Source organism: Streptomyces sp. NPDC012794 (assembly GCF_042901085.1).
GTDB lineage: Bacteria > Actinomycetota > Actinomycetes > Streptomycetales > Streptomycetaceae > Streptomyces.
Window position 1 is genome coordinate 239,506 of the sequence record NZ_JBIBCI010000008.1, and the last position, 23,966, is coordinate 263,471.

Genomic DNA, 23,966 nt, shown 5'->3' on the forward strand with positions numbered 1-23,966 from the left:
GTGCCGGCCCATGACTCAGACACCGACAGCCCACACCCCGGCGCAGGGCCAGGCGCGCGCCCACTTCACGGTCCCGGCGACGCACCCCATGGTGACCGTGCTCGGCTCGGGCGACGCGCTGTTGCGCGTGATCGAAAAGGCTTTCCCGAAGGCCGACATCCATGTTCGGGGCAATCAGGTCAGCGCGGTCGGGGCGGCGGCGGAAGTCGCCCTGATCCAGCGCCTGTTCGACGAGATGATGCTGGTGCTCCGCACCGGGCAACCGATGACGGAGGACGCAGTGGAACGCTCGATCGCCATGCTCAAGGCGAACGGCAGCGAGGGCGGTGACCCGGAGACCCCCGCCGAGGTGCTCACGCAGAACATCCTCTCCAACCGCGGCCGCACCATCCGCCCCAAGACCCTCAACCAGAAGCGGTACGTCGACGCGATCGACAAGCACACGATCGTCTTCGGCATCGGCCCCGCCGGTACCGGCAAGACCTACCTCGCGATGGCGAAGGCGGTCCAGGCGCTGCTGTCCAAGCAGGTCAGCCGGATCATCCTGACCCGCCCCGCCGTCGAGGCGGGCGAGCGGCTCGGCTTCCTCCCGGGCACGCTGTTCGACAAGATCGACCCGTACCTGCGCCCGCTCTACGACGCCCTGCACGACATGATCGACCCGGATTCGATCCCAAGGCTGATGGCCGCCGGAACCATCGAGGTCGCGCCCCTGGCCTACATGCGGGGCAGAACCCTCAATGATGCCTTCGTCGTCCTCGACGAGGCGCAGAACACCACCGTCGAGCAGATGAAGATGTTCCTGACGCGCCTCGGCTTCGATTCGAAGATCGTCGTCACCGGTGACATCACCCAGATCGACCTTCCGGGCGGTGCCAGGAGCGGTCTGCGGCAGGTCCAGGAGATCCTCGAAGGGGTGCCGGACATCCACTTCTCGCGGCTCACGTCCGAGGATGTCGTCCGGCACAAGCTGGTCGGCCGTATCGTCGACGCGTACGAGAAGTACGACGACAGCCAGGCGGCCCGGGAGACCGGTCCGGCCCGGAACGGCAACCAGCGGAAGTAGAACCCAGCGCACCATGTCGATCGACGTCAACAACGAGTCCGGAACCGAGGTCGACGAGCAGGCGATCCTCGACATCGCCCGCTACGCGCTCACCCGGATGAGGATCCACCCGCTGTCCGAGCTCTCCGTCATCGTCATCGACGAGGACGCCATGGAGCAGCTCCACATCCAGTGGATGGACCTCCCCGGACCGACCGACGTCATGTCCTTCCCGATGGACGAGCTCCGTCCGCCGACGAAGGACGACGAGGAGCCCCCGCAGGGTCTCCTCGGTGACATCGTGCTCTGCCCCGAGGTGGCCAAGAAGCAGGGCGACGAGGCGCCGACGCGGCACTCCATGGACGAGGAGCTCCAGCTCCTGACCGTCCACGGGGTGCTGCACCTGCTCGGGTACGACCACGAGGAGCCGGACGAGAAGGCCGAGATGTTCGGCCTCCAGGCGGCCATCGTCGACGGCTGGCGCGCCGAGCGCGGCCTGACCGGTCCGTCGCCGGCCCCCACCGTCTCGTGACCGGCGCCGCCCAGCTGATCACCGGGGCGGTGCTGCTGACCGTGGTGGCCTGGTTCGCGGCGTGCGCCGAGTCCGGGATCGCCCGCGTCTCCAGCTTCCGCGCCGAGCAGGCGGTACGGGAGGGCCGGCGCGGGAGCGCGAAGCTCGCCCAGGTCGCCGGCGACCCCACCCGGTACGTCAACGTGGCCCTGCTGGTGCGGGTGACCTGCGAGATGGCGGCGGGCGTGCTCGTCACGTACGTCTGCCTCGACGAGTTCGGCGAGAACTGGACGGCGCTGCTCGTCGCCATCGCCGTGATGGTCCTGGTGTCCTTCGTGGCGGTGGGCGTGTCTCCCCGTACGATCGGCCGCCAGCACCCGCTGAACACCGCGACGGCGGCCGCGTACGTCCTCGTACCGCTGGCGCGGGTCATGGGTCCGGTCCCGCAGCTCCTGATCCTGCTCGGCAACGCGCTCACCCCCGGCAAGGGCTTCCGCAAGGGGCCCTTCGCCTCCGAGGCGGAGCTGCGCGCGATGGTGGACCTCGCGGAGAAGGAATCGCTGATCGAGGACGACGAGCGCCGGATGGTGCACCAGGTCTTCGAGCTGGGCGACACCCTCGTGCGCGAGGTGATGGTGCCCCGCACCGACCTGGTGTGCATCGAGCGCTACAAGACGATCCGGCAGGCGACGACGCTCGCGCTGCGGTCCGGCTTCTCGCGGATCCCCGTCACCGGGGAGAACGAGGACGACATCGTCGGCATCGTCTACCTGAAGGACCTCGTCCGCAGGACCCACATCAACCGGGACGCCGAGTCCGACCTGGTCTCCACGGTGATGCGGCCCGCGGTCTTCGTGCCCGACACGAAGAACGCGGGCGACCTGCTGCGCGAGATGCAGTCGGTGCGCAACCACGTGGCCGTCGTCATCGACGAGTACGGCGGCACCGCCGGCATCGTCACCATCGAGGACATCCTGGAAGAGATCGTCGGCGAGATCACCGACGAGTACGACCGGGAGATCCCGCCCGTGGAGGAGCTGGGCGAGGACCGCTACCGGGTCACGGCGCGGCTCGACATCACCGACCTCGGAGAGCTGTTCGGGGCCCTGGCCTTCGACGACGAGGACGTGGAGACGGTCGGCGGGCTGCTGGCGAAGGCGCTGGGCCGGGTCCCGATCGCGGGTGCCTCGGCGGTGGTGGACCTGCCGGACGGGCGTCCGCTGAAGCTCACGGCGGAATCCCCGGCGGGGCGCCGGAACAAGATCGTGACGGTGCTGGTGGAGCCGGTGGTCGTGACGGAGGCCGAAGAGGCGGAGGCGGAGTGACCCCCGCGGAGCTGCGCGCGTTCTGCCTGGGCTTCAACGCGGCCGTGGAGGAGTTCCCCTTCACCCCGGAGACCTCGGTGTTCAAGGTGCTGGGGAAGGTGTTCGCCCTGACCGCGCTGGACGCCGAGCCGCTGAAGGTCAACCTCAAGTGCGAGCCGGAAGCGGCCGTGCGGCTACGGGCCGAGCACGCGGCGATCGTCCCGGGCTGGCACATGAACAAGCGGCACTGGAACACCGTGACGGTCGGCGGTCTGCCGGACGCACTGGTGCGGGAGCTGGTCGAGGACTCGTACGACCTGGTCGTGGCCGGGATGCCGAGGGCGGAGCGGCTGCGGCTCGACCGGCCGTGACGCGGAACCCGCACGAAGGGACCGTCCCGGCGGGGCCGTCGCCGGGCTCCGCCGGGGCGCTCCCTATGCTGTCGCCCATGAGCGAGAGCACCGTGGGCAACGGCATCGACCCCGAGGACAGCAAGATCATCACCCTGGCGCGCAGCGCCCGGGCCCGCAACGGAGTACCGGAAGGGGCGGCGGTACGGGACGAGACCGGCCGTACGTACGTCGCCGGCACCGTGGAGCTCGACTCCCTCAAGCTGAGCGCCCTCCAGACGGCCGTCGCCATGGCGGTCGCCAGCGGCGCGCGCTCCCTGGAGGCCGCGGCCGTGGTCAGCGCGGCCGACGCCCCCGCCGACGCCGACCGCGCCGCGGTCCGCGACCTGGGCGGCCCCGCCACCCCGGTCCTGCTCGCCGCCCCGGACGGCACCCTGAAGTCCACCACGCCCGCCGGAGCCTGAACCCCGGGACCCCGGCGGCGCCGGGCGTCGGCCCGACGGCCGGCCGGCGCGTTTTTCCGGGAGGCGGGCGCCGCCGGGGCCCGGGGCGGTGACGCCCCCTCGTGATGGGCGAAGCCGGCGGGCGCGGGGGGCCGCGGCGGGCGCCACCGGCCCGCTGGAGCGGGCCCGGACCGCGGCGGGGACGGCCCGCCGGTTCGGCTCCGGAGGCCGTACGGACGCCGCCCCGGGCGGCCCGGCGACGGGCGCCGCGAGCCTCCCGCCGCCCCCGCGGCAGCGGCCTGGTCGGCGCGGGGGGCCGCATCGGGGAGAATGGCCCGTATGAGCGATCGTTCCCCCGAGCCCAACGCCCCGCACCGCGCGGGCTTCGCCTGCTTCGTCGGCCGCCCCAACGCGGGCAAGTCGACCCTGACCAACGCGCTCGTGGGCACCAAGGTCGCGATCACCTCCAACCGGCCGCAGACCACCCGCCACACCGTCCGCGGCATCGTGCACCGCCCTGACGCGCAGCTGGTGCTCGTCGACACGCCGGGCCTGCACAAGCCGCGCACGCTGCTCGGCGAGCGCCTGAACGACGTGGTGCGCACCACGTGGGCCGAGGTCGACGTGATCGGCTTCTGCCTGCCCGCCGACCAGAAGCTCGGCCCCGGCGACAAGTTCATCGCCAAGGAGCTCGCGGGGATCAAGAAGACCCCCAAGATCGCCATCGTCACCAAGACGGACCTGGTCGAGTCCAAGCAGCTGGCCGAGCAGCTCCTCGCCATCCACCAGCTGGGCGCCGAGCTCGGTATCGAGTGGGCCGAGATCGTGCCCGTCTCGGCCGTCGGCGACAAGCAGGTGCAGCTGCTGGCCGACCTCATCGCGCCGCTGCTGCCCGAGAGCCCCCCGCTGTACCCGGAGGGCGACCTCACCGACGAGCCCGAGATGGTGATGGTCGCGGAACTGATCCGCGAGGCCGCGCTGGAGGGCGTGCGCGACGAGCTCCCGCACTCCATCGCCGTCGTGGTCGAGGAGATGATCCCGCGCGAGAACCGGCCCGCGGACCGGCCGCTGCTGGACATCCACGCCAACGTCTACATCGAGCGTCCCAGCCAGAAGGGCATCATCATCGGCCCGAAGGGCTCGCGCCTGAAGGAGGTCGGCATGAAGTCGCGCAAGCACATCGAGGCGCTGCTCGGCACGCCGGTCTTCCTCGACCTGCACGTGAAGGTCGCCAAGGACTGGCAGCGCGACCCCAAGCAGCTCCGCAAGCTCGGCTTCTAAGGCCCTGTCGCCGAAGGAGCGCCCGGCGGGACAACGCCGAGGACGCTCCACGGCAGGGCCTAGCGGAGCCTGCGCACCTTCAGCGCGTTGTCCCTGCGGCTCCCGGGCCGGCCGTCGGGGGCCGTCATGGCCTGCTCGTGCTCGGCCGCGACGAGCACCTCCCAGCCGCCCTCCGGCAGCTCCAGCTGGGCGAGGACCTCGTCCGGGGTCGGGAAGTGGATGTCCGCGTGCGCGTCCGGGTCCCAGGACGGCCCGCCCGCGTGGCCCGCGATCAGCAGGATCCCGCCCGGGGCCACGGCCGTCGCGGCGGTGCGCAGGATCCGCTCGCGGGGGAAGTCCCCGTACGAGTGCAGGAAGCACGCGGAGACCAGGTCGAACTCCCCGTCGGGGAAGGACCGCGCCAGGTCGTGCCGCTGCCAGTCGACGCGGTCGGCGAGCCCCGCCTCGGCGGCGTGCCCGGCCGCCCGCTCCAGCGCCACCCCCGAGATGTCGGTCCCGGTGACCCGCCAGCCCCGCCGGGCGAGCCACACCGCGTCGGCGCCCTCGCCGCAGCCGAGGTCGAGGGCGCGCCCGGGCGTGAGGCCGGACGCCTCGCGGACCAGGACCGCGTTGGCCCTGCCGCTCCAGATGCGGTCGCTCTCGCGGTAGCGGGCGTCCCACCATTCCGCGCCCGCGGGGTGGTCCTGGTGGTGCTGCTGCTCGGACATGGGGCCTCTTCCTGTACGGGTCTGCCGGTACGGCCGATGCTGCGCCGGGGCCGGGCCCCGGGCAACTTCCGTTGCCGAACCGGCAAACCCGCCGGGCCTCAGGCCGCCGCCGGCTCCGCGATGAGGGCCGTTCCCACCCGGCGGAACCCGGCGCGGGCGTAGATCCGGGCCACGTCCTCGTCCCCGGCCGACAGGAAGACCGTACGGGCGCCGCGGGCGCGGGCCGCGACGACCAGCGCCGCCGTCACCCCGAGGGCCAGCCCCTGCCGCCGGGCGGCGGGCAGGGTGCCGACACCGACGATCTCGGCGACGTCGCCGACCGGGTTGTACTGGCCCGAGCACAGCACCAGGCCGTCGCGGACACCCTGGCCCGGTGCTCCTCCGAGGCCGGGTCCTCCAGCGCCGCGGCGAGGTGGGCCGGTCCTGCCGTGCCCCGGGCTGTGCCCGGCTCGCGGAAGGCCAGCGCGGGGACGGTCACGGCGGCCCGCAGCAGCGGGTCCCCCGCGCCGAGCAGCCGTACCTCGGGATGCGGCGGGAGCGGCTCGGCGTCCTCGTCCAGGACCATCAGCGGGTGGGCGTGCACGTGCAGCCCCGCCTCCTCCACCGCGGCCCGCAGCGAGGGGGTGTTTTCGGCCACCCACTCGAAGGACTCCGGCACTTTCAGCTCCCGCTGCCTCTTCAGCACCGCGCGTACGTCCTCGGCGGTCGCGTTCGCGCCGCCGGCGGCGGGCCGCGCGTAGTACTGCCAGCCCGGCCCCTCCTGCACGAACAGGGTCAGCGGCCCGAAGTCCTCGCCGCGCGCACCGCCCCGGCGGGGGACGGTGTCGTAGTACTGCTCCAGGGCGGCCAAGATCGTTTCACTCATCCCGCCATCCAAGCAAAACCGCCGCCGCCGGGCACCCGCTTATGCCCGGCCCGGAGACCGGCCCCGGCTAGGCGCCTTCCTTGAGCACCCGCGCGACCAGGCTGCGCTGGGCGTCCGACAGGTGCGGGTCCTGGCAGGACACCGTCCGGCCGTCCACCGTGATCCGGTACGAGAACCCGTCCCGCACGCCGCCCGGTCCCGGCTCGGTGCGGGGGTCCGGCCGCAGGGCCAGCAGGGCCAGTGCCCGCCACTCCTCCTCGTCGGGCCGGCCCGAGGTGTCCACCTCGGCCCGGCGTTCGATCCCCGCGAAACCGCCCGTCCGCACCACTTCGATCCGCATGGTGCCCCTTCTACCCGATGCGGGCCGCCGCGCCCAGCCCGCTCAGGCCAGGCCGACGGACGACCAGGCCTTCTGGAGGGCCTGGTGCTCCGCGCCGCCCTCGCCGTACCGGGCGACCGCCGAGGCCACCGAGAGCCGGGCGAAGTCCTTGAAGGAGGCCTTCTCGCCCAGCTGCCCGCCGGTCAGCGTGTCGTACCAGATCCGCCCGGCCCGCTCCCAGGCCTTGCCGCCCAGTTCGGTGGCCGCGATGTAGAAGGCGTGGTTGGGGATCCCGGAATTGATGTGGACGCCGCCGTTGTCGCGCGAGGTGTTGACGTAGTCGTCCATGGTCGCGGGCTGCGGGTCCTTGCCGAGTTCGTCGTCGTCGTACGCGGTCCCGGGCGCCTTCATCGAGCGCAGCGCGACCCCGGTGACGTTCGGCCCCAGCAGCCCGGCACCGATCAGCCAGTCCGCCTGGTCGGCGGTCTGGCCGAGGGAGTACTGCTTGATCAGCGAGCCGAAGACGTCCGACATGGACTCGTTGAGCGCCCCGGACTGGCCGTGGTAGTCGAGGTTGGCCGTGTACTGGGTGACGCCGTGGGCCAGCTCGTGCCCGATGACGTCCACCGAGACCGTGAAGTCGAGGAACAGGTCCCCGTCCCCGTCGCCGAAGACCATCTGCCGGCCGTCCCAGAAGGCGTTGTTGTAGTCCTCGCCGTAGTGGACGGTCGCGTCCAGCGGCAGCCCGGAGTCGTCGTTGGAGTGCCGCCCGAAGGCCTTCAGAAACAGTTCGTACGTCGCCCCGAGCCCCGCGTAGGCACGGTTGACGGTGGAGTCGCCGACCGGCTCGCTCCCCTCCCCGCGGACCTTCTTCCCGGGCAGCCGGGTGCGGTGCTGGGCGTCGTAGACCGTCCGCGAGGGCCCTTCGGCCGGGGTGTCGACGAGGGAGGGGGCGATCCCGCGGAGGGCGTTGATCTGCCGCCGCTCGCGCAGGCCGCTGTCGTGCTCGAGGGTCCGCAGGGCGGCCTCGGCCCGCGCGCCGTCCGGGGACTGGGCGGCCTTGCGGAGCAGGTGCGGCGGCACCACGGTGCAGAAGACGGGGTGGTGGGGGGTGTGGCCAGGGGAAAGGAAGGCATCCATGCACGGCAATGTGGCAGTGGGTCATGCCGCTGTCACTAGCAGCGACCATGATTCATTCGGTTGTCTCAAACGGAGTGCGCCGCGTTGACGGATCGCCCTGACCTGGGCGCCCGGAAAGAGTCGTAACTCACAAAGGGTGCAAATCGGGCGCCGGGGTCTTGCATACTGAAACAGGTCCTCGCGATACGGCGCGGCTCGGCTAGGCTCGGCCCATCATGCGTTTCGGGCTGCTTCTCCTTAGCTGCCGCGGCGAGGGTCTGTAGTCGTAGGCCGGCCCCCTCCCCGCGGAGTTTGGTGTTGCGGTTTTCACTACCGCCGTCGGCCGTCCCAGCGAACTACACGCGGACACGCGAGGAGCCCAACGCCATGAGCCAGCAGCCTTTTGTCGGTCGCCCCACGCCCATCACGAACGCGACCCACACCCAGAAGCCCTCCGGTATGCCGATCCACAAGTACGGCGCGTACGAGCAGGTGGACATCCCGGACCGCACCTGGCCCGACGCCCGCGTCACCAAGGCCCCCCGCTGGCTGTCCACCGACCTGCGGGACGGCAACCAGTCGCTGATCGACCCGATGACCCCGGCCCGCAAGCGCGAGATGTTCGACCTGCTGGTGCGCATGGGCTACAAGGAGATCGAGGTCGGCTTCCCGTCCTCCGGCGAGACGGACTTCGCCTTCGTGCGCTCCATCATCGAAGAGGGCGCGATCCCGGACGACGTCACCATCTCCGTACTGACCCAGGCCCGCGAGGACCTGATCGAGCGGACCGTCGAGTCGCTGGTCGGCGCCAAGCGCGCCACCGTGCACCTGTACAACGCGACCGCCCCGACCTTCCGCCGGGTCGTCTTCCGCGGCTCCAAGGAGCAGATCAAGCAGATCGCCGTCGACGGCACCCGCCTGGTCATGGAGTACGCCGAGAAGCTGCTGGGCCCCGAGACCGTCTTCGGCTACCAGTACAGCCCGGAGATCTTCACCGACACCGAGCTGGACTTCGCCCTGGAGGTCTGCGAGGCCGTCTGCGACGTCTGGCAGCCCGCCGAGGGCCGCGAGATCATCCTGAACCTGCCCGCCACCGTGGAGCGTTCGACCCCCTCCACCCACGCGGACCGCTTCGAGTGGATGGCCCGCAACCTGACCCGCCGCGAGCACATCTGCATCTCCGTCCACCCGCACAACGACCGCGGCACCGCCGTCGCGGCCGCCGAGCTGGCCCTGATGGCCGGCGCCGACCGCATCGAGGGCTGCCTGTTCGGGCAGGGCGAGCGCACCGGCAACGTGGACCTGATCACCCTGGGCATGAACCTGTTCTCGCAGGGCATCGACCCGCAGATCGACTTCTCGCAGATCGACGAGATCCGCCGCACCAGCGAGTACTGCAACCAGATGGAGGTCCACCCGCGCCACCCCTACGCGGGCGACCTGGTCTACACCGCCTTCTCCGGCTCCCACCAGGACGCCATCAAGAAGGGCTTCGACGCCATGGAGGCCGACGCGGCCGCCCAGGGCAAGACCGTCGACGACATCGAGTGGGCCGTCCCGTACCTGCCCATCGACCCGAAGGACGTCGGCCGCTCCTACGAGGCGGTCATCCGGGTCAACTCGCAGTCCGGCAAGGGCGGCATCGCGTACGTCCTGAAGAACGACCACAAGCTGGACCTGCCGCGCCGCATGCAGATCGAGTTCTCGCGGATCATCCAGGCCAAGACCGACGCCGAGGGCGGCGAGGTCACGCCGAAGGCCATCTGGGACGTCTTCTCGGACGAGTACCTGCCCAACCCCGAGAACCCGTGGGGCCGCATCCAGCTGCGCTCCGGTTCGACCGCCACCGACAAGGACGGCACCGACACGCTGACCGTCGAGGCGGTCGTGGACGGCGTGGAGACGGTCCTGAACGGCACCGGCAACGGTCCGATCTCGGCCTTCTTCGACGCGCTGGCCGGCATCGGCGTCGACGCCCGCCTGCTGGACTACACCGAGCACACCATGAGCGAGGGCGCCTCCGCCGTGGCCGCCTCGTACATCGAGTGCGCGATCGACGGCCGGGTCCTGTGGGGCATCGGCATCGACGCCAACACCACCCGCGCCTCCCTGAAGGCGGTCATCTCCGCCGTCAACCGCGCGGGCCGCTAGGTCCTGTCGTCAACGTAGCGCCGCCAGGCGGGACTTTGACGGCAGGGCCTAACCGCCCCGCCGGAGCCCCCGTCCCCCGCCGCGGGGGACGGGGGCTCCGGCGTTCCCGGGCTCGTTTCGCGGACCGTTCCCGGGGCGCGCGGTCTCCGTCCGGGGGTCGGCGCCCGCTCCGTGCGGATGGTTCCGGGAAGCACCGCGTTGACGCGGATCCCCTGCGCCGCCCGGCCCCTCGCTGGGGGCGCACTTCGGCCAACTCCCGTTCCCGCGCGATGTTGTCCTGTCGCACGACTGACGCGGCCTCACCGATGTGGCTAACATCACGCCAACCCGGCGGTGCTGCCGGAGGGGTCCCGCCCGCGTCCTGAGCGCCGCGGGGGAGATACGGAGGTGCGACGTGCTGCCAGTTCGGGGTGGGGACGGCCGGAAGCTGACCGTCTGGGGCATCCGCACCACCTGGAGCACCGTGGGAGACGGGGAGTTCTTCTGCCCCGGCTGCGGCGGTGACCGCAATTTCCGCAGGCGCACCGGGCGCAGGCGCTTCACCGTGCTCGGCGTGCCGCTGCTGCCGCGCGGGGAGGCCGGGCCCGTCATCGAGTGCCAGGGCTGCCGGCAGCGCTTCGACACCGACGTGCTGGATCACCTGACCACCACTCGCTTCTCGGCGCTGCTGCGCGACGCCGTGCACACCGTGGCGCTGGCCGTGCTCGCGGCGGGCGGGACCACCTCGCGCAGCGCCCTGGACGCCGCCGTGGCGTCCGTACGGGCCGCCGGGTTCCAGGATTGCACCGCGGAGCAGCTGGAGTCCCTCGTGGACGCCCTGGCCACCGAGGAGGGCCGGCTGGGGCTGTACGACGGGCCCGAGTGCTGCGGGGCCGCCCTGTCGATCGAGCTCCACGAGGCGCTGGAGCCCCTGGCCCCGCACCTGGCCGCGCCGGGGCGGGAGTCGATCCTGCTCCAGGGCGCGCGGATCGCCCTCGCGGACGGCCCCTACATCCCCGCCGAGCGCGAGGTGCTGGCCACCGTCGGGGCGGCGCTGCGGATGGGCACAGACGAGGTGTCCGGCCTCCTCTCGGCGGTCCGCGCCCCGTAGGAACGCGTACGAAATCGCGGACCCGGCGGGTTCTCCGCCGGGTCCGGCTTCTTTTCGGCCACGATCCGGACGGCCGAACCGCCACAAATGGCCGCGAGTGAGGTAACGATCCGGCCTCACGGGGGTGAACCGGGGCGCCGCCGAGTCCGTGCAAGGGACTGGACCCGGCCCTTCCGTACAAAAATTCCGCATTTCGGACGGCCGGAATTGCGCCCTCGGATTTGCGTGGCCGAATGCCTGCGAACCGGGTACGGCTCGCGTCGAAGCGCGGAACTTCGCAGGTGCGCAGCCTGCGGAAAGTGTGCTGCGGTCCTCGCCCCATACGCCTGTGCGGCGTGGGTGCGCCATTGGAGGAACCGCCAGATCCGGCGTCCTGAAACGCCTTCGGTTCGTCGAAGTCTCCGATATCTGTGAGCGCTTCCACAGGCGTTCAATTCCGGTCACACGAGGAGACGCCGCCGGAAACATCCGGGCGCTTCGATCCACGTGTTCGAGCTGACAACCCTGGCGAACCAACGGGTTAACGACCCACTTCGCCCAGGGACAACCAGATTCCTCTCGTTACCTACCTCATTGAAGGGCAAGGCAGAGATGGCACGTGTCGCCGCCCGGCTTTCCGCCAACGGAGAGCAGAGCACGCACCCGGTCGACGAGGTGCTCCCCCTCCCCAAGCTCGCGCTGTACGGCTTCCAGCACGTACTCGCGTTCTACGCCGGCGCGGTGATCGTCCCGATCATCGTGGGCAGCGCACTCAAGCTGAGCCCTGAACAGCTCGTCTACCTGATCAACGCAGACCTCCTCACCTGCGGTATCGCCTCGATCATCCAGGCCTGGGGCATCGGCAGGATCGGCGCGCGACTGCCGCTGATCCAGGGCGTCACCTTCACGGCGGTCTCCCCGATGATCGCCATAGGCCTCGGCGCCGGCGGCGGCACCGCCGCGCTGCTGGTCATCTACGGCGCGGTCATCACCGCCGGCATCGCCACCTTCGCCTTCGCCTGGCTGCCCGCCAACGCGTTCCGGGCGGTCATGCGGCTCTTCCCGCCGGTGGTCACCGGCACCGTCATCACGGTGCTCGGCATCGTCCTGATCCCCGTCGGCCTCAACGACGCGGCCGGCGGCCTCGGCAGCCCGGACTTCGGCGACCCGAAGAACTTCGCCTACGCCGGCGGCACGATGCTCTTCATCCTCGTCCTGATGAAGCTCGGCAAGCCGTTCCTCTCCAGCATCGCCATCCTGCTCGGCCTGGTCGTCGGCACCGCCGTCGCGTTCCTCCTCGGAGACGCCAAGTTCGGCGACGTCGGCGACGCGGGCTGGATCGGGGTCAGCACCCCCTTCCACTTCGGCATGCCGAAGTTCGAATGGTTCCCGATCGTCCTGATGCTGATCGTCATGCTGATCACCATGGTCGAGACGACCGGCGACACGTACGCGGTGGGCGACATCGTCGGCAAGGAGGTCGACAGCGAGACCGTGGCCCGCGCCCTGCGTGCCGACGGTGCCGCGACCGCCCTCGGCGGCGTCCTGAACTCCTTCCCGTACGTCGCCTTCGCCGAGAACGTCGGCCTGGTGCGCATGACGAAGGTCAAGAGCCGCTTCGTGGTCGTCGCCGCGGGCGTCTTCATGATCATCCTTGGTCTGCTGCCCAAGGCCGCCGCGATCGTCGCCGCCGTCCCGCACGGGGTGCTGGGCGGCGCCGCGACCGTCATGTTCGCCATGGTCGCCCTGGCCGGCATCCAGACGCTGGCCAAGGTGGACCTCAAGGAGGAGAAGAACGCGCTGGTCGTCGGCGTCTCCCTCGCCTTCGCCCTGCTCCCGGCCACCGTCCCGGTGCTCTTCTCCAAGCACATGGACCCCGACCTGTCCTCGCTCCTCAACAGCGGTGTGACCCTCGGTGCCACGGCCGCCATCGTGCTCAACCTGATCTTCAACGGCCCGGCCAAGGACGACGCGCGGACCGCGGCCCTCGTACCGGCCTCCGCCCTCGTCGGGACCGCGGCCCACGTCGAACTGCCCGCCCAGCCGGTGGGAGCTCCGGCGGACGCGGAGAAGGGCGGTGCCGCGGAGAAGGCCGCCTCGGAGAAGGCCGGGGACGCGGAGGACGCCCCGGAGAAGGCCGCCGAGAAGGCCGCCCCCGAGAAGGACGCCGCCGGGGCCGCCGGGGCCGAGAAGGTCGCCGTCGGCCGGGCCGGCGCCGCGGCAGCCGGCTCCGAGAAGGCCGTCGAGAAGGCCGACGACGCGGGTACGCCCGCCTCCTGACCCTCCCAAGGGGCGCCGACCCCCGTCCGGACCCGCCCAGTCACCGCTGGGCGGTGCTCCCCGGACGGGGGTCGGCGCTGTCCGCGCACAGGGGACAATGGGGCCATGAGCCTGTTCCGCGACGACGGCATCGTGCTGCGCACCCAGAAGCTGGGTGAGGCGGACCGCATCATCACGCTCCTCACCCGCGGCCACGGCCGCGTCCGGGCGGTCGCCCGCGGGGTGCGGCGTACCAAATCCAAGTTCGGCGCCCGGCTGGAACCTTTCTCCCACGCCGACGTGCAGTTCTTCGCACGCGGCAGCGAGCTCATTGGCCGCAGCCTGCCCCTGTGCACCCAGACCGAGATCATCGCCCCCTACGGCAACGGCATCGCGAGCGACTACGCCCGCTACACCGCCGGCACCGCCATGCTGGAAACCGCCGAGCGCTTCACCGAGAACGAGGGCGAGCCCGCCGTACAGCAGTACCTCCTGCTGGTCGGCGCCCTGCGCACCCTCTCGCGCGGCGAGCACGAACCGCACCTCATCCTCGACGCCTTCCTGCTGCGCTCCCTCGCCGTCAACGGCTACGCCCCCAGCTTCGAGGACTGCGCGAAGTGCGGGATCCACGGCCCCAACCGGCACTTCTCCGTCGCCGCGGGCGGGGTCATATGCGGGGACTGCCGGGTGCCGGGCTCCGTCGTACCCTCGTCGGAGGCCATCGCCCTGCTCAGCGCGCTGCTGACGGGCGACTGGAAGCACGCGGACGCCTGCGAGGCCCGTCACGCGCGGGAGGGCAGCGGGCTGGTCTCGGCCTATTTGCACTGGCATCTGGAGCGCGGGCTACGCTCCCTCCGATACGTCGAGAAATAGGAGCTGGGCACATGGCACGACGCGGGATTCTGGGACGTTCTCGCCGCGAGTACAAGGTTCCCGAGCCGCACCCGTCGGGTGCGCGCCCGCCGAAGATCCCCGGTGAGCTGGTCCCGAACCACGTCGCCGTCGTCATGGACGGCAACGGCCGCTGGGCCAAGGAGCGCGGCCTGCCGCGCACCGAGGGGCACAAGGTCGGCGAGGGCGTCGTCCTGGACGTGCTCAAGGGCTGCCTGGAGATGGGCGTCAAGAACCTGTCCCTCTACGCCTTCTCGACGGAGAACTGGAAGCGCTCGCCCGACGAGGTCCGCTTCCTGATGAACTTCAACCGCGACGTCATCCGCCGCCGCCGCGACGAGATGAACGAGCTCGGCATCCGGATCCGCTGGGTCGGCCGCATGCCGAAGATGTGGAAGTCCGTCGTCCAGGAGCTCCAGATCGCGCAGGAGCAGACCGTCGACAACGACGCCATGACCCTGTACTTCTGCGTCAACTACGGCGGCCGCGCGGAGATCGCGGACGCGGCGCAGGCGATCGCGCGGGACGTGGCGGCCGGCAGGCTGGACCCGTCGAAGGTGAACGAGAAGACCTTCGCCAAGTACATCTACTACCCGGACATGCCGGACGTGGACCTGTTCCTGCGGCCCAGCGGCGAGCAGCGCACCTCGAACTACCTGCTGTGGCAGAGCGCGTACGCCGAGATGGTCTTCCAGGACGTGCTGTGGCCGGACTTCGACCGCCGCAACCTCTGGGCGGCCTGCCTGGAGTACGCCCAGCGCGACCGCCGCTTCGGCGGCGCCGTCCCGAACCAGCCCGAGGGCTCCGGGAGCTGAGGCCTCCGCTAGGCTCCGCCGTCATGGACACGACCGACAGGGCGGTGGAGCTGCACTACGGCGCGGCCCGCCGCGACGCGTGGGAGGTGCTGCGCTGGCGCGCCCTGAGTACCCCCGGGGGCCGCAAGGAGCTGCTGCTGTGGCTGGTGGCGCTCCCCGGGGTGCCCATCGGGCTGGTCGTGCTCCAGCGCGGCCGGGCGGCGGACCTGGCCGGCCTGGCCTTCGCGGGCGGGGTGGGGATGGCCCTGGGTGCCGTCTTGCACTGCCTGGACCTGCGGCGGCGGGCGCGCCGGATGTACCGCTGGGCCGCGGAGCACCCCGAGTACAAGCTGGTCGTCACCGGGCTCGGTACGCAGAACCACCGCCCCGACGGGACGGCGGTGGCCTACAGGTGGGACAAGTACCGGGGCTGGGCGGAGACCCGGGGCCTGTTCGTCCTCGTGTTCCTCAACGGGGACCTGGGCTGGGTGCCGAAGCGCGCGGCCCGGACCCCCGAGGACCTCGACCGGATCCGATCGTTCTTCGACCGGAACCTGACCAGGGCCGGTTAGCCGGCGGCCGCGCAGTCCGCGCAGGTGCCGAAGATCTCGACGGTGTGGGCCACGTTCACGTAGCCGTGCTCGGCCGCGATCGACTCGGCCCACTTCTCCACCGCCGGGCCCTCCACCTCGACCGCCTTGCCGCACTTGCGGCAGACCAGGTGGTGGTGGTGGTCCCCGGTGGAGCAGCGCCGGTACACGGACTCGCCGTCGCTGGTGCGCAGCACGTCGACCTCGCCGGCGTCCGCGAGGGACTGGAGCGTGCGGTACACGGTGGTCAGGCCCACGGAGTCACCGCGGTGCTTGAGCATGTCGTGCAGCTCCTGGGCGCTGCGGAACTCGTCCACCTCGTCCAGCGCCGCCGCCACGGCGGCCCGCTGCCGGGTGGATCGCCCTCGTACTGGCGCGGTACTCGTCTCGCCAGGCGCAGTCGCCACCGGTTCCTCCTCGTCTCGGCCTGCCGCCATTGTGCCAGGCGGCCGCCGCTGCTAGACCTTCACGTCGTCCTGGACGCAGACCTCCCCGGCGGCCCGGGAAGCCTTCGCGCGGCGCCTGGCCAGCGGTGCGGACAGGGCCGTCATCACCAGGAAGACACCGATGGCGAGCAGCACGATCGTGGCGCCCGACGGCGCGTCGATGTAGTACGTGGCGGCCGTGCCGGTCAGGGAGACGGTGAGGCTGATCGCGACCGCCAGGCCCAGCGTCGCCGCGAACCCCCGGGTGACCCGCTGGGCGGCCGCCACCGGGATCACCATCATGGCGCTGACCAGCAGCAGGCCGACGATGCGCATCGCGACGGTGACCGTGACGGCGGCGGTGACGGCGAGCAGCAGGTTCAGCGCGCGCACCGGCAGGCCGGTGACCCGGGCGAACTCCTCGTCCTGGCACACGGCGAAGAGCTGGCGGCGCAGGCCGACCGTGACGGCGAGGACGAAGGCGGCGAGGATCGCCATCGCGGTGACGTCCTCGGGCGCGACGGTGGTGATCGAGCCGAACATGGCGCTGAGCAGGCTGGTCGTGGAGCCGCCCCCGACATTGATGATCATCACGCCGCCGGCCAGGCCGCCGTAGAAGAGCATGGACAGGGCCACGTCCCCGCTGGTCCTGCCGCGGGAGCGGATCAGCTCCATGCCGACGGCGCCGAGGACCGCGACGAGGGTGGCCATCCACACGGGGCTGGTGTGGAGGACGAAGCCGAGGGCGACGCCGGTCATGGCGACGTGACCAAGGCCGTCGCCCATGACCGCCTGGCGGCGCTGTACGAGGTACGTGCCGATCGCGGGCGCGGTGATGCCGACCAGCGCGGCGGCGATCAGGGCCCGCTGCATGAAGGCGTGGTTCAGGAGGTCCATCAGCTCAGCAGTCCCGTCCGCAGGGGCTCGGCGTCGTGCGCCGCGTGGGGGTGTACGTGGTCGTGGCCGGGCAGGGCGTGCTGGCCCACGGCCTCGGGGGGCGGGCCGTCGTGCGTGACGCAGCCGTCGCGCAGGACCACGGCCCGGTCGATCAGGGGCTCCAGCGGGCCCAGCTCGTGCAGGACGAGCAGGACGGTGGTGCCGAGGGCCACCTGCTGCCGTACGGCGCCCGCGAGGACCTCCTGGTTGCCCAGGTCGACGCCCGCCATCGGCTCGTCCATGATCAGCAGCTCGGGTTCGACGGCGAGCGCCCGGGCGATGAGCACGCGCTGGTGCTGGCCGCCGGAGAGCGCGTTGACCGAGGTGTCGGCGTAGTCCTCCATGCCGACCAGGGCCAGGGCGGCCTCGACGGCGCTCCTGTCGGCCTTGCGCAGGACCCCGAAGCGGGTACGGGCCAGGCGGCCGGAGGAGACGACCTCCCGGACGGTGGCGGGGACGCCGCTGGCGGCGGTGGTGCGCTGGGGGACGTAGCCGATCCGCGACCACTCGCGGAAGCGCTTGAACTCGGTGCCGAAGAGGGAGAGGGTGCCGCCGGTGAGCGGGACCTGTCCGACGACGGCGCGGACGGCCGTGGACTTGCCGGAGCCGTTGGCGCCGAGCAGCGCGACGACCTCGCCGCGGCGGACGGTGAGGTCGATCCCGCGCAGAACGGGGCGCGCGCCGAGCGAGGCGGTGGCCCCGCGCAGGGATATGACGGGCTGGTCCTCGGCCTCTCGTGGCGTGGACTGCATGGCGCGCACCTCCGTTGCTGCTGTCATCACTTGGATCCGAGTGCCTTCTGGAGGTTCTTCAGGTTGGAACGCATGACCTCGAAGTAGTCAGCGCCCTGCGACTTGTCCGTGATTCCCTCAAGGGGGTCGAGGACGTCGGTGGTCAGGCCCGTGTCCCGGGCGAGGCTCTTGGCGGTCTTGTCGCTGGCCAGGGTCTCGAAGAAGACGGTGGTCACATTGTCCTTCTTCGCGACGGCCTGGAGCTCCTTCATCCGGGCCGGGCTCGGTTCGGCCTCGGGGTCGACGCCGGAGATGCCCTCCTGGTCGAGGCCGTAGCGCTCCGCGAGGTAGCCGAAGGCGGAGTGGGTGGTGATGAAGGTCCTGGAGGCCGTGTTCTTCAGGCCGTCCTTGAACTCGGTGTCCAGGGCGCCCAGCTTGGCGGTGAGCTCGGCGGTGTTCTTCCGGTAGTCCGCCGCGTGGTCGGGGTCGGCCTTCTCCAGGACGGCGCCGAAGCCCTTGGCGATCTCCGCGTACTTGGCCGGGTCGAGCCAGACGTGCGGGTCCTCGCCGGCCTCGCCATGGGCGTGGTCGTGGCCCTCGGCCTCGGCGGCGTGGCCGGCGCCTTCGCCCTCGGCGGCGTGGCCTTCGCCTTCGTGGCCTTCGTGCTTCTCGTGGCCACCGGCGGAGTGGGCCTCCAGCTTGGTGAGGGTGGCCGCGTCGACGACGTTCTTCACGCCGGACTGCTCAACGGCCTTGTCCACGGCGGGCTGGAGGGTCTTGAGGTAGAAGATCACGTCCGACTCGGCGAGCCGGCCGGTCTGCTTCGGCGTGATCTCCAGGTCGTGCGGCTCGACGCCCGGCTTGGTCAGGGTGTCGACCTTGACGTGGCCGCCGCCTATCTGCTCGGCGAGGTACTGCAGCGGGTAGAACGACGCCGTCACGTGCAGCTTGCCGTCCTCGGCGGCCGCCGGGCCGGCGGTGCCGGAGCAGGCGGTGAGGGCCGTCGCGCCGAGGGCTGCGGCGGCGGTGAGGGCGGCGGTGGGTATGAGGCGTCGTACGTTCATGACATCCATTTTCATCAAAGATGGAAACCGTTGTCAAAAACCCAGGTCGGAGGCGTGCCGGGGGCTGTGGAAGGGCATACCCGATTTGAAAGGGAGGGTGCGGGCGCCGGTAACCTGAGGCATTCGCGTTCGTCCTCGTAATGAAGAGAGCACCGTGGCCGCCGACAAGATCGAAACCATCGTCAGCCTGAGCAAGCGCCGTGGCTTCGTTTTCCCGTGCAGTGACATCTACGGCGGCTCCAGGGCTGCCTGGGACTACGGTCCGCTGGGTGTCGAGCTCAAGGAGAACATCAAGCGCCAGTGGTGGAAGGCGATGGTCACCGGGCGTGAGGACATCGTCGGTCTCGACTCCTCCGTGATCCTCGCCCCCGAGGTGTGGGTGGCGTCCGGTCACGTCGCGACGTTCTCCGACCCGCTCACCGAGTGCACCGCCTGCCACAAGCGCCACCGCGCCGACCACCTGGAAGAGGCGTACGAGGCCAAGCACGGCCGCCTGCCCGCGAACGGCCTCGCCGACATCAACTGCCCGCACTGCGGTGTGAAGGGCCAGTTCACCGAGCCGAAGCAGTTCTCCGGCATGCTGGAGACCCACCTCGGACCGACCCAGGACACCGGCTCGAAGGCGTACCTGCGCCCCGAGACCGCCCAGGGCATCTTCACCAACTTCGCCATGGTGCAGACGACTTCGCGCAAGAAGCCCCCGTTCGGCATCGCGCAGATGGGCAAGTCCTTCCGCAACGAGATCACGCCCGGCAACTTCATCTTCCGCACCCGCGAGTTCGAGCAGATGGAGATGGAGTTCTTCGTCAAGCCGGGCGAGGACGAGCAGTGGCAGGAGTACTGGATGCAGGAGCGGTGGAACTGGTACCGCGGCCTGGGTCTGCGCGAGGAGAACATGCGCTGGTACGAGCACCCGGCGGAGAAGCTCTCCCACTACTCGAAGCGCACCGCCGACATCGAGTACCGCTTCAACTTCGGCGGCAGCGAGTTCTCCGAGCTCGAGGGCGTGGCCAACCGCACCGACTACGACCTGAAGGCGCACTCGGCGGCCTCCGGCCAGGACCTGGTCTACTTCGACCAGGAGGCCAAGGAGCGCTACACCCCGTACGTCATCGAGCCGGCGGCGGGTGTCAACCGCGCCATGCTCGCCTTCATGCTGGACGCGTACGTCGAGGACGAGGCTCCCAACGCCAAGGGCGCCATGGAGAAGCGCACGGTCATGCGCTTCGACCCGCGCCTGGCGCCCATCAAGGTCGCCGTCCTGCCGCTGTCCCGCAACGCGGACCTGTCGCCGAAGGCCAAGGGCCTGGCCGCCGACCTGCGCAAGAACTGGAACATCGAGTTCGACGACGCGGGCGCCATCGGCCGCCGCTACCGCCGCCAGGACGAGATCGGTACGCCGTTCTGCGTCACCGTCGACTTCGACACGCTCGACGACAACGCGGTGACCGTGCGCGAGCGCGACACCATGAAGCAGGAGCGCGTGTCCCTGGACCAGATCCAGAGCTACCTCGGCAGCCGTCTGCTCGGCTGCTAGGTTCCCGCCCGGAAGACCGGTGGCCCGGTGCGCGATCCGCGCACCGGGCCACCGGTCTTCGTGCGTGTGGCACCGGACGCCGGACGCCGGGCTGTCGCCGAGCGCTCCGCCCCGGTGCGCTGGGATGACCGGGCCGTCCGCAGGGCGGGGCCGATCGCGGCGGCCGCGCCGGATCAGGGGCGCAGGCCCCGGATGAGCAGTGCCGTGACCGCCTCGAACTCCGTGAGGATCGTGGGCGAGAGCCAGTCCGCCACATACTGCGGATCATGGAAGCGCCCCGTGGCGTCGAAGACGGCGCGCGCGGCCGCCGGGACGTCGGGCGCGACCAGGGTGCCGGCCGAGACGCCCTCGGCGATGATCCGGGTCAGCTGGTCGATCAGCTCGCCCAGGTGCGCGTCGACCACCCCGCTGTTCTCGCCGAGCAGCACCGTGTACGTCGCGAAGAGCTCCGGATCGTCGCCCGCCTTGTGGCGCTTGGCCTCGAAGAGGGCCTCCAGCCAGGCCTCCAGCTTGGAGGGCGCCGGCTCGTCCGGGGCCGAGGCGATCTTCTCCAGCATGACCACGCTCTTGGCGAGCCAGCGGTCCGTGACCGCCTCGCGCAGCGCCGCCTTCGAGGGGAAGTGCCGGTACACGCTGCCGTGGCTCACCCCCAGGGCGCGTGCGACGTCCACGACGGTGGCCTTGGTGGGGCCGAAGCGGCGCAGCACCTCCTCGGTGGTCTCGAGGATGCGCTCGGGGGTCAGGGGTTCGGTCGCAGCGGAGGGCATGGGTACGACCGTACCGCCGCCTCAGTGCTCGCTGTCGAGGTGGGCCATCTGTGCCGCGGGGTAGCGCTCGCCGGCCGCCGCCCCCGCCGGGACGGCCTCCTCGATGGCGGCGAGGTCGGCCGGGCTGAGCTCCACCCGTATGGCACCCAGTGCCTCGGCCAGCCGGTCCCGGCGCCGTGCGCCGACCAGCGGCACGATGTCCTCTCCCCGGGAGAGCACCCAGGCGATCGCGGTCTGGGCGACCGTGACCCCCTTCTCCTCGGCGACCTTGCGCAGGGCGTCGACCAGGTCGAGGTTCCGGTGCAGGTTGTCGCCCTGGAAGCGGGGGCTCATGCCGCGGAAGTCGCCGGGGGCCAGTGCCCGGTCGCGGGTGAAGTGTCCGCTGATCAGGCCGCGGGACAGCACTCCGTACGCGGTGACGCCGATGCCGAGCTCGCGGGCCGCCGGCAGGATCTCCTCCTCGATGCCGCGCGAGATCAGGGAGTACTCGATCTGGAGGTCCGATATCGGGGCGACGGCCGCGGCCCGGCGCAGGGTGTCCGCGCCGACCTCCGAGAGGCCGATGTGCCGTACGTGCCCGGCCTGCACGGCCTCGGCGATGGCGCCGACCGTCTCCTCGATCGGGACGGCCGGGTCCACGCGGGCGATCCGGTAGATGTCGACGTGGTCCCGGCCGAGCCGCTGGAGCGAGTAGGCGAGGAAGTTCTTCACGGCCTCGGGCCGGCCGTCGTATCCGGTGAACCCGCCCTCGACGGTACGCAGCGCCCCGAACTTGACGCTGGTCAGCACCCGCTCGCGGGCCGCGGCCGGGGCCGTGCGCAAGGCCTCGTTGATCAGCAGTTCGTTATGGCCCATGCCGTAGAAGTCGCCGGTGTCGAGCAGTGCGCCCATGCCCTCCGGCACGGCTTCGAGATAGGCGTGGACGGTCGCGAGCGACTCGGCCCGGTCGGCCTCGCCGTAGAGCGCGGACATGCCCATGCAGCCCAGTCCCAGGGGGAAGACGGCAGGGCCGGTGGTGCCCAGCCGGCGGCTCGCGGGGGCGAGGACGGTGGCGGTGGTGGCGTTCTCGTTCGTCGTCATGCGACGAGAATGGCATGACGGATGACAGATTTCAATATCTGTCATCCGTCATGGTGAGGCCCGCAAGGGACAGGACCCGAGCCAGGGGCCGGGACATGCCTGTGCGGCCGGACCCCCACAGGGGCCCGGCCGCACCGGAACAGCTGGTAACAACGCGCTCAGGACGCGCCGTCACCGGAAGGTCAGCCCGCCGGCGCCGGTCCCGGAGCCGGCGGGAGTCCGCCGTCCATGCGGGGCCCGGGGCCCGGGGCCTGCCCCTGCGGAGGAGCGGCGGGGGCGGCGGAGGACGGCCCGAGGGACCGCGCCGTGCGGACCGCCGTGGCGTGGGCCCACGGGCCGGTGGTGACGGCCCCGACCACCAGCACCAGGAACGCGCAGCCGGTGATGATCCACCAGGCGGGCCGGGTCGCCGCGGCGAAGTCCGCGCCCCCGGCGGTGCCGGCTGCCAGCACCGCTCCGATCACGGCCACCCCCAGCGCCCCGCCCGTCTGTCGGCTGGTGGAGGCCACGGCGGCCGCCACCCCCGCCTGGGCGCGCGGCATCCCGGACACCGCCGTATTGGTGATCGGCGCGTTGACCAGGCCGAAGCCGATGCCGAAGAGCACGTACCCGGTGAACATCAGCGGCGTGGAGGCCTCCGCCGAGAACGCCGCGAACAGCAGCCCGCTCGCCCCCATGGCCACCCCGGAGATCAGCAGCGACGGACGCGGCCCGTGGCTGGCGACCAGCCGGCCGGACACCGGCGCGCACAGGAAGGCGAAGGCGGCCATCGGCAGCATGTGCAGCCCGGCGTCCAGGGCGCTCAGCCCCCGCACCTCCTGGAGGTAGAGGGTGGTGAGGAAGAGGAAGCCGGAGAGCGAGGCGAAGGTGCTCACCGCGATCACCGTGGCCCCGCTGAAGGGGGCGCTGCGGAAGAACCTCGGGTCGATCAGCGGGTCCGCCCGCCGGGACTCGTAGAGCACCAGTCCGGCCAGCGCGGCGGCGGCGCCCAGCGCGCACCCGAGGATGGGCGGCGATTTCCAGCCTTCCGCGGGAGCTTCGATGATCGCGTACGTCACCCCGCCCAGCACCGCCATCACCAGCAGCTGCCCCACCGGGTCCGGCCGCCGCGGCCGCTCGGACCGGGACTCCGGGACGTGGCGCAGGGTCAGTACGAGGGCGAGCACCCCGACGGGCACGTTGACCCAGAAGATGGACCGCCAGCCCACCGAGTCCACCAGCAGCCCCCCGACCAGCGGACCGGCCGCCATCGAGATGCCGACGACCGCGCCCCAGACGCCGATGGCGCGGGCGCGCTCCTTCGGGTCGGTGAAGGTGTTGGTGATGATGGACATGGCGACGGGGTTGAGCATCGCCCCGCCCACGGCCTGGAGCATCCGGAAGGCGATGAGCCATTCCAGGCCGGGCGCCAGCGAGCACAGCACCGACCCGGCGGTGAAGAGGACCAGCCCCCAGACGAAGACCTTGCGGCGTCCGATCCGGTCCGCGGTCGATCCGGCCAGTATCAGCAGCGAGGCGATCACCAGGGTGTAGGCGTCGATGGTCCACTGCATCCCCGAGACCGAGGCGTGGAACTCGCGGCGCATGGCGGGCAGGGCCACGTTCAGGACGGTGTTGTCCAGGCTGACGATCAGCAGGCTCATGCAGCAGATCGCCAGTACGAGCAGGCGACGCCGACGGCTCATGTGATCTGCGCCACTCATGTGATGCATACCGCCGATAGTACGG

25 protein-coding genes are annotated in these 23,966 nt (G+C 71.3%); 13 read left to right on the forward strand and 12 right to left on the reverse strand.

Features of this window, described 5'->3' with window-relative positions:
• The first annotated feature begins 10 nt into the window (after window positions 1-10).
• From ACFY7H_RS17750 to era, 6 genes are all read left to right on the forward strand, one after another.
• Window positions 11-1,066: a PhoH family protein gene (locus tag ACFY7H_RS17750; protein WP_388939000.1), complete on the forward strand. Its 1,056-nt coding sequence runs from the start codon at window positions 11-13 to the stop codon at window positions 1,064-1,066.
• 13 nt (window positions 1,067-1,079) lie between these two features.
• Window positions 1,080-1,577, forward strand: coding sequence for an rRNA maturation RNase YbeY (ybeY, locus tag ACFY7H_RS17755; protein ID WP_388939002.1), 498 nt, complete (start codon window positions 1,080-1,082; stop codon window positions 1,575-1,577).
• Window positions 1,574-2,881 carry a hemolysin family protein gene (locus tag ACFY7H_RS17760; protein ID WP_388939004.1) on the forward strand — a complete coding sequence of 436 codons (1,308 nt, stop codon included), beginning with the start codon at window positions 1,574-1,576 and terminating at the stop codon, window positions 2,879-2,881. The genes ybeY and ACFY7H_RS17760 overlap by 4 nt, the downstream gene beginning before the upstream one ends.
• The gene (locus ACFY7H_RS17765) at window positions 2,878-3,231 is read left to right on the forward strand and encodes an MmcQ/YjbR family DNA-binding protein (RefSeq protein ID WP_388939006.1); all 354 of its coding nucleotides are present in this window, start codon (window positions 2,878-2,880) and stop codon (window positions 3,229-3,231) included. Before ACFY7H_RS17760 ends, ACFY7H_RS17765 begins: the two co-directional genes overlap by 4 nt.
• Window positions 3,232-3,308: 77 nt before the next feature.
• Window positions 3,309-3,674: a cytidine deaminase gene (locus ACFY7H_RS17770; protein WP_388939008.1), complete on the forward strand. Its 366-nt coding sequence runs from the start codon at window positions 3,309-3,311 to the stop codon at window positions 3,672-3,674.
• 309 nt (window positions 3,675-3,983) lie between these two features.
• Entirely contained in the window at window positions 3,984-4,934 is a 951-nt protein-coding gene (gene era / locus ACFY7H_RS17775; protein WP_388939010.1) for a GTPase Era, read from the forward strand.
• A 59-nt stretch (window positions 4,935-4,993) separates the two neighbouring features.
• Here era and ACFY7H_RS17780 read toward each other — a convergent pair whose 3' ends face one another.
• The 5 genes from ACFY7H_RS17780 to ACFY7H_RS17800 form a co-directional block, all read right to left on the reverse strand.
• Window positions 4,994-5,641 (reverse strand): SAM-dependent methyltransferase, encoded by a 648-nt coding sequence (locus ACFY7H_RS17780; RefSeq protein ID WP_388939013.1) that lies wholly within the window; start codon window positions 5,639-5,641, stop codon window positions 4,994-4,996.
• A 98-nt stretch (window positions 5,642-5,739) separates the two neighbouring features.
• Entirely contained in the window at window positions 5,740-5,988 is a 249-nt protein-coding gene (locus ACFY7H_RS17785) for a GNAT family N-acetyltransferase (protein WP_388939015.1), read from the reverse strand.
• Window positions 5,886-6,506: a GNAT family N-acetyltransferase gene (locus tag ACFY7H_RS17790; protein ID WP_388939017.1), complete on the reverse strand. Its 621-nt coding sequence runs from the start codon at window positions 6,504-6,506 to the stop codon at window positions 5,886-5,888. Before ACFY7H_RS17790 ends, ACFY7H_RS17785 begins: the two co-directional genes overlap by 103 nt.
• Before the next feature lie 67 nt (window positions 6,507-6,573).
• Complete coding sequence (locus tag ACFY7H_RS17795) at window positions 6,574-6,846, reverse strand: protealysin inhibitor emfourin (protein ID WP_388939019.1); 273 nt, start codon at window positions 6,844-6,846, stop codon at window positions 6,574-6,576.
• Window positions 6,847-6,888: 42 nt separating this feature from the next.
• On the reverse strand, window positions 6,889-7,965 hold the full coding sequence (locus ACFY7H_RS17800; RefSeq protein ID WP_388939020.1) for a M4 family metallopeptidase: 1,077 nt from the start codon (window positions 7,963-7,965) through the stop codon (window positions 6,889-6,891).
• Between the two features lie 366 nt (window positions 7,966-8,331).
• On the opposite strand from ACFY7H_RS17800, the gene leuA reads away from it, so the two are divergent.
• The 6 genes from leuA to ACFY7H_RS17830 all read left to right on the forward strand — a co-directional run bounded on the left by leuA (window position 8,332) and on the right by ACFY7H_RS17830 (window position 15,680).
• Window positions 8,332-10,095: a 2-isopropylmalate synthase gene (leuA, locus tag ACFY7H_RS17805; RefSeq protein ID WP_388939021.1), complete on the forward strand. Its 1,764-nt coding sequence runs from the start codon at window positions 8,332-8,334 to the stop codon at window positions 10,093-10,095.
• Between the two features lie 394 nt (window positions 10,096-10,489).
• The gene (locus ACFY7H_RS17810; RefSeq protein WP_388939023.1) at window positions 10,490-11,185 is read left to right on the forward strand and encodes a TerB family tellurite resistance protein; all 696 of its coding nucleotides are present in this window, start codon (window positions 10,490-10,492) and stop codon (window positions 11,183-11,185) included.
• A 591-nt stretch (window positions 11,186-11,776) separates the two neighbouring features.
• Window positions 11,777-13,444 carry a nucleobase:cation symporter-2 family protein gene (locus ACFY7H_RS17815; protein WP_388939024.1) on the forward strand — a complete coding sequence of 556 codons (1,668 nt, stop codon included), beginning with the start codon at window positions 11,777-11,779 and terminating at the stop codon, window positions 13,442-13,444.
• Window positions 13,445-13,549: 105 nt separating this feature from the next.
• Entirely contained in the window at window positions 13,550-14,296 is a 747-nt protein-coding gene (gene recO, locus ACFY7H_RS17820) for a DNA repair protein RecO (RefSeq protein WP_388939025.1), read from the forward strand.
• 11 nt (window positions 14,297-14,307) lie between these two features.
• Window positions 14,308-15,129 (forward strand): isoprenyl transferase, encoded by an 822-nt coding sequence (locus ACFY7H_RS17825; RefSeq protein WP_030227016.1) that lies wholly within the window; start codon window positions 14,308-14,310, stop codon window positions 15,127-15,129.
• Window positions 15,130-15,152: 23 nt separating this feature from the next.
• Window positions 15,153-15,680: a YcxB family protein gene (locus ACFY7H_RS17830; RefSeq protein WP_388939028.1), complete on the forward strand. Its 528-nt coding sequence runs from the start codon at window positions 15,153-15,155 to the stop codon at window positions 15,678-15,680.
• On the opposite strand, the gene ACFY7H_RS17835 is transcribed toward ACFY7H_RS17830, so the two are convergent.
• The 4 genes from ACFY7H_RS17835 to ACFY7H_RS17850 are packed head-to-tail and all read right to left on the reverse strand — an operon-like array spanning window position 15,677 to window position 18,854.
• Window positions 15,677-16,105: a Fur family transcriptional regulator gene (locus tag ACFY7H_RS17835; protein WP_388939029.1), complete on the reverse strand. Its 429-nt coding sequence runs from the start codon at window positions 16,103-16,105 to the stop codon at window positions 15,677-15,679. The two genes, ACFY7H_RS17830 and ACFY7H_RS17835, sit on opposite strands and share 4 nt — an antisense overlap.
• 51 nt (window positions 16,106-16,156) lie before the next feature.
• Window positions 16,157-17,020: a metal ABC transporter permease gene (locus ACFY7H_RS17840; protein ID WP_388939030.1), complete on the reverse strand. Its 864-nt coding sequence runs from the start codon at window positions 17,018-17,020 to the stop codon at window positions 16,157-16,159.
• Entirely contained in the window at window positions 17,020-17,838 is an 819-nt protein-coding gene (locus tag ACFY7H_RS17845) for a metal ABC transporter ATP-binding protein (protein WP_388939032.1), read from the reverse strand. The genes ACFY7H_RS17840 and ACFY7H_RS17845 overlap by 1 nt, the downstream gene beginning before the upstream one ends.
• Entirely contained in the window at window positions 17,838-18,854 is a 1,017-nt protein-coding gene (locus tag ACFY7H_RS17850; protein ID WP_388939034.1) for a metal ABC transporter substrate-binding protein, read from the reverse strand. Before ACFY7H_RS17850 ends, ACFY7H_RS17845 begins: the two co-directional genes overlap by 1 nt.
• 154 nt (window positions 18,855-19,008) lie before the next feature.
• Between ACFY7H_RS17850 and ACFY7H_RS17855 the strand changes: the two genes are divergently transcribed.
• Entirely contained in the window at window positions 19,009-20,391 is a 1,383-nt protein-coding gene (locus ACFY7H_RS17855; protein WP_388939035.1) for a glycine--tRNA ligase, read from the forward strand.
• Window positions 20,392-20,564: 173 nt separating this feature from the next.
• Here ACFY7H_RS17855 and ACFY7H_RS17860 read toward each other — a convergent pair whose 3' ends face one another.
• The 3 genes from ACFY7H_RS17860 to ACFY7H_RS17870 all read right to left on the reverse strand — a co-directional run bounded on the left by ACFY7H_RS17860 (window position 20,565) and on the right by ACFY7H_RS17870 (window position 23,950).
• On the reverse strand, window positions 20,565-21,158 hold the full coding sequence (locus ACFY7H_RS17860) for a TetR family transcriptional regulator (protein ID WP_388939036.1): 594 nt from the start codon (window positions 21,156-21,158) through the stop codon (window positions 20,565-20,567).
• A 21-nt stretch (window positions 21,159-21,179) separates the two neighbouring features.
• Window positions 21,180-22,238, reverse strand: coding sequence for an aldo/keto reductase (locus tag ACFY7H_RS17865; RefSeq protein ID WP_388939038.1), 1,059 nt, complete (start codon window positions 22,236-22,238; stop codon window positions 21,180-21,182).
• A 182-nt stretch (window positions 22,239-22,420) separates the two neighbouring features.
• A complete protein-coding gene (locus tag ACFY7H_RS17870; protein WP_388939040.1) occupies window positions 22,421-23,950 on the reverse strand; it encodes an MFS transporter in 1,530 nt (509 codons plus the stop codon).
• Between the last annotated feature and the right edge of the window lie 16 nt (window positions 23,951-23,966).